The 4486-nt window shown below is 58.7% G+C and carries 3 protein-coding genes; all 3 read right to left on the bottom strand.

Annotated elements, in window-relative coordinates:
* A partial coding sequence (locus tag ACH2EH_RS12290) for a PSD1 and planctomycete cytochrome C domain-containing protein (protein ID WP_395142060.1) occupies window positions 1-2227 on the bottom strand: 2227 nt, incomplete at its 3' end.
* A 73-nt stretch (window positions 2228-2300) separates the two neighbouring features.
* Window positions 2301-3011, bottom strand: a complete 711-nt coding sequence (locus tag ACH2EH_RS12285) for a hypothetical protein (RefSeq protein WP_395142058.1) — start codon at window positions 3009-3011, stop codon at window positions 2301-2303.
* Window positions 3012-3030: 19 nt separating this feature from the next.
* A partial coding sequence (locus ACH2EH_RS12280; RefSeq protein ID WP_395142056.1) for a CHAT domain-containing protein occupies window positions 3031-4486 on the bottom strand: 1456 nt, incomplete at its 5' end.

Raw genomic sequence — 4486 nt, 5'->3', positions numbered from 1 at the left:
TCAGGACAATAGTCTTCTGGATCGCTTTCATATCCCACTGGAGCCGTATAAACTCACTGGCCAGCCAGTCGAGCAGCTCGGGATGACTGGGGTACTCGGCGCGTGTGCCGAAGTCTTCGGTTGTGGCGACAAGGCCCATCCCGAAGAACTTCTCCCAGAGCCGGTTCGCAAAGACCCGGGCCGTGAGGGGGTTCTGGGCGCTGGCAATCCACTTTGCAAGTCCAAGCCGGTTGTTGGGGACACCCGCAGGAAGCTTCCCGAAGGCTGCGGGCAGACCCGGCTGCACTTCATCGCCGGGTTGGTCGTACTGGCCGCGCTTGAGGACATAGCACTTGCGCGGTTTTTCCATCTCCGCCATCACCATCGTCGCCGGAATCGTGGCATCGTAGTCCGTTAATGCTTTCTTGGCAACCACAAGCTGTCGATCCGAGAGCTGTGCTTCGTTTTGGATATTGGCGCGAAACCAGGCAAGCCGCTCAGGCGTTCCTGCGGGGGGAATGCCCTCCGCCTGTGGATTCTCGGCATCCGTGAGGGAGACGCGGAAGCGGGCGAACTGGTGCTGGCCGTACGGTGAGTTAAAGATCAGCTTGAGGGTTACGCTCTCACCACGGAGTGGGCTGACGGGCTTCTCCCAGGTAAATGTTGCAGTATGGGGCTTGTCAGTCTGGCCATAGATTCCCCAGCCCGTTTTGGGGTCGGTGTCAATGGCATCGCTCGCCGGGTTGCCGGACTGCGCAAAGTCTGCGATCGCTTTTGTAGGCCGTGTGCCTTCAAGCATGACATCGGTTAGGACAAAGTTCCCATTGGTGGAGCGCCCGACCTGGCCCTTTTCTGGAAAGACTTCTAGTCGAATCCCACGCACGGACTTGTCCGTGAGAGGGAGTGTGAGAGTGTAGGTCTCCGTCTCGCCGTTCTTGCCGCTTACGAGAAGCTGATTGTCGGGCTGAATAGCAATTTTTGCGCTCTCTGCTGTCGCTTTGGTAGGCTTTGCGCCCCGCCACGCAGTGATCGGATACTTTGCCGCTGCACCACTCGCTTCCCACGCCGCCAACAGACCCGGGAGCTTCTGCTCCGCAGCTTTCACGGACGACTCCCCCTCAGCCACTTTTTTGCCAAGCTCTGCAAGTCGTGCTACTTCCTCGGTGCTCGGAGCCTTGAGGGTGGGTGGGGTATTGATATTAACTCCCTCCACACCCGCGCCGCTCTCGGGGACATTGTTGAAGTAGGAAAAAAGCGAGTAAAAATCGCGCTGACTGATGGGATCGTACTTGTGGTCGTGGCAGCGTGCACAGCCCACGGAGAGCCCCATCCAGACCGAACCGACCGTCTCTAGGCGATCTATCACGCCTTCTACGCGCCACTCCTCGGCGATCAGGCCACCCTCCGTGTTGATGCGATGATTTCTATTGAATCCTGTTGCTAGTCTTTGGCTCACTGTGGCATTGGGCAGGAGATCGCCCGCAATCTGCTCGATGGTGAACTGATCAAAGGGCATATTCTTATTGAACGCCTCGATTACCCAGTCACGCCAGCGCCACTGGTAGCGCTCGTGGTCGTTCTGAAAGCCGTTGGAGTCGGCGTAGCGTGCCATGTCCATCCACTGCTGTGCCATTTTTTCACCGTAGCGCGGGCTTGTGAGCAGCCGATCCACCACTTTCTCGTAGGCACGGGGGGTCTTGTCGGCTAGAAATGCCTCCACGGCTTGCGGTGTCGGTGGCAGGCCCGTCAGGTCCAGGGAGACGCGCCTAATGAGAGTCGTTTTATCGGCGGCAGGTGAGAGGGTCAGGCCCTCTTGAGCCAGCCGCGCCGTGATAAAGCTATCTATCCCCCCCGCCCGGCGAGGGAGCAGAGAAGCGAACGCCCAGTGCTCGGTGTAGCGCCCGCCCTGGCCGATCCAGCGCTTGAGCAGTGTCTTCTCACTTGGGGTGAGTGTTTTTCCAGAGTCCGAAGGCGGCATCTGGAGCGCGTCGGTGCGTCCAATCCGGTGGATCAGTGCGCTGGCGAGAATATCACTGGAGACAATCGCTCGGTTGGGTAGATCAAGCCGCAGCCCTGCCACCCGCTTGCTCTCGTCCTGGCCATGGCATGCAAAGCACTTGGCGGAGAGAATGGGGCGAATATCGCGGTTGTAATCTATCTTTGGTAGGGGCTTTGGTGCGGGTTGCTGTGCAAAGGCAAGCCCTGTCAAAACAAGTGTTCCTGAGAGCAAGCTCCAGACTGATTTCATAATCTTCAGTTCGGCAGCGACGAAGCACTCTCCTGCCTCCGTGCTTTGCTTTGCTGTCGCCGTTGCTACTTCGCTACTTCTCGACCCTGCTCCAGGTGCCATCCCAGCCCCGTAGCTCACAGGGGCGAAACTGGAGCTTATAGCCCATCGTCGGGCTATCTTGGACGTAGTAGCCCAGGTAGACCCACTGTCTGCCCAGCTCCTTTGCCAGCAGGAAGGTCTGGAGCATGGCGAAAAGCCCGATACTGCGCTCTTTCCAGTCGGGATCGTAGTAATGTGTCACTCCCGCCACCGCATTGGGCTCCACATCGGTGAGGACAATGGCGCGCAGGCGGTTTCCCTCCCAGACACTGATCTCGGTCATGTCTGTTGGGCCCATCAGAAACTCCCGCTGGTAGGCAGTGGTGTCCATGAGGGTGGGAGTCCAGCCCTTCTCCTGCGTCTGCTCAATGCGATAGCGATTGTAGAGTAGCAGCCGCTCGGGGTCGCAGAGTGGAGGAGTGCTTACCTGAACCCGCAGATCCGCGTTCTTTGCTAGTGTGCGCCGCTGGATCCGATTGGGCTGCCAGTCGTTCATGGGCACACGCATCGAGAGGCACTCTCGGCAGGTTTCACACACAGGGCGCTGCAAAAACGCTCCGAACTTAAACCAGCCCAGGCGCAAGCGGCGTTCGTACTCGCCTGGAGCCATCTCGCCAATATGCTGGTACTTCATGGTCCAGCTCTGATCAGCGAGGTAGGGGCAAGGCTCGGGGCCGTTGACAATAGTCTGAAGTATTCGCACGGGGCGTACGCATTGTACCCTAAGTCGCGGTTCCTACCAGGGAAAATCCCGCCCAGTAGTGGGGGTGGCGCCACTTTGCGCTCTGTTGAAGTGACCAGCGCGCTCGGTGCAGCGCTTCGGCAGGGCTCTTTTTTGCTTTGAGTTGTGCATAAAAAGTCGCCATGAGCTGCGCTGTGGCTTCGTCATGAACGGCCCATTGTGTGATGACAAGCTGTTGTGCACCCGCTACTAGAAATGCCCAGCTCAGCCCTATCACCCCCTCACCGTGCTTAGTATCGCCCTGTCCTGTGCTGCACGCTGAGAGCACGACCAGCTCGGCGCTCAGCTCCAGAGTAAGAATCTCTCTCGCCGTCAAAAGGCCATCATCGCTGCTGCCAGAAGTCGGCGAGGCGAGCACCAAGCACGAGAGGAGAGAGACGGCGTTATTGAGAAAGGCGTGACTTGCCAGGTGCAGTGTGCGAAAGCTCCCCGCCTCGCTCAAGAAGTCTGTCTCTTGTGCCGCACTCCCTCGGCGGACGATAGCTCCCGGAAAGAGCTGTGAGATAGTCTTTGCCTCGGCTTCGGTACCCGGGAGCGACGAGAGGGCTCCGGTACGAAGCGCGGACAAGAACCCTCGGTCTGGCGTTTTGATAGGCCGGTCTGGCGTTTTAATCGGGCGATCTAGGAGAACCGTGAAGCGCTCCAGTGAGCCCTGATCTGGGTTGGCATAGACCAGAATTTCTTTCGTCGGCTTGCGCAACACGGCAGCTTTATCCCGCCGCCAGAGGGTCGCAGAGTGGGCCAGGGAGAGGATTTGCTGGGGGAAAAGAAGGGCGAAAGGGACATCCCAGAGCACGCCGTCGGGGCAGACTATCAGGCGTGTCTTGCCAGTGAGAGTCTTCGCGAGCGGCGCGACAAGCCCCTGTGCCAGAGCCTTGACATGGCCTTTTGTCTCACGCTTGGTGCTCTGGCAGGCGCTCTGGAGAGAGCTGATCTGGTGTGTGAGGTCTGGTATATTTTGGGGCAGAGAATAGACCGAGAGACCATTTTTTGTGACAACAAATGCCAGCGGCTTCTCCGTGAGCAAAAACTCGACTAAGGCCGTGTCCGAGGGCAGAAGCGCAGCCAGGGTCTTGCTGGCAACGGGCGTACGCGGCCTCAGGCGAGCTAGGCTGGGGTAGCGTAGTGTCAGTTGATCGGCAAGCGTGGCACGCTGCACCTCAACTTGCTTAAGACGTTCCCCTAGTGCCTCAAAGCGCTTCTTGCTCCCAGGCTCGTTTTGCACCCCCTCACTAATGAGCTGCTGATTGAGCTGCGCTGCCTGCTCCTGCAAGAGCCTCCACTGTGCTCTCTCGATGCTCGTGAGCTTCTCTAGTCGTTCGGGCTGCGCTTGTCCACTTTGATCGGCGAGTGTCCGGCCTTTGGTTTGCTGTACCAATAAAAACGCCTCTTCGTCGCGCCCGAGCTGGTGCAAAAGCGCAATGGCCCGGTAGTAT

Origin of the sequence: Armatimonas sp. (genome assembly GCF_043760365.1) — a bacterium.
Classification (GTDB): Bacteria; Armatimonadota; Armatimonadia; order Armatimonadales; family Armatimonadaceae; genus Armatimonas.
The sequence above is the reverse complement of the archived record's forward strand: the minus strand, read 5'-3'. Positions and strand labels throughout refer to the sequence as shown.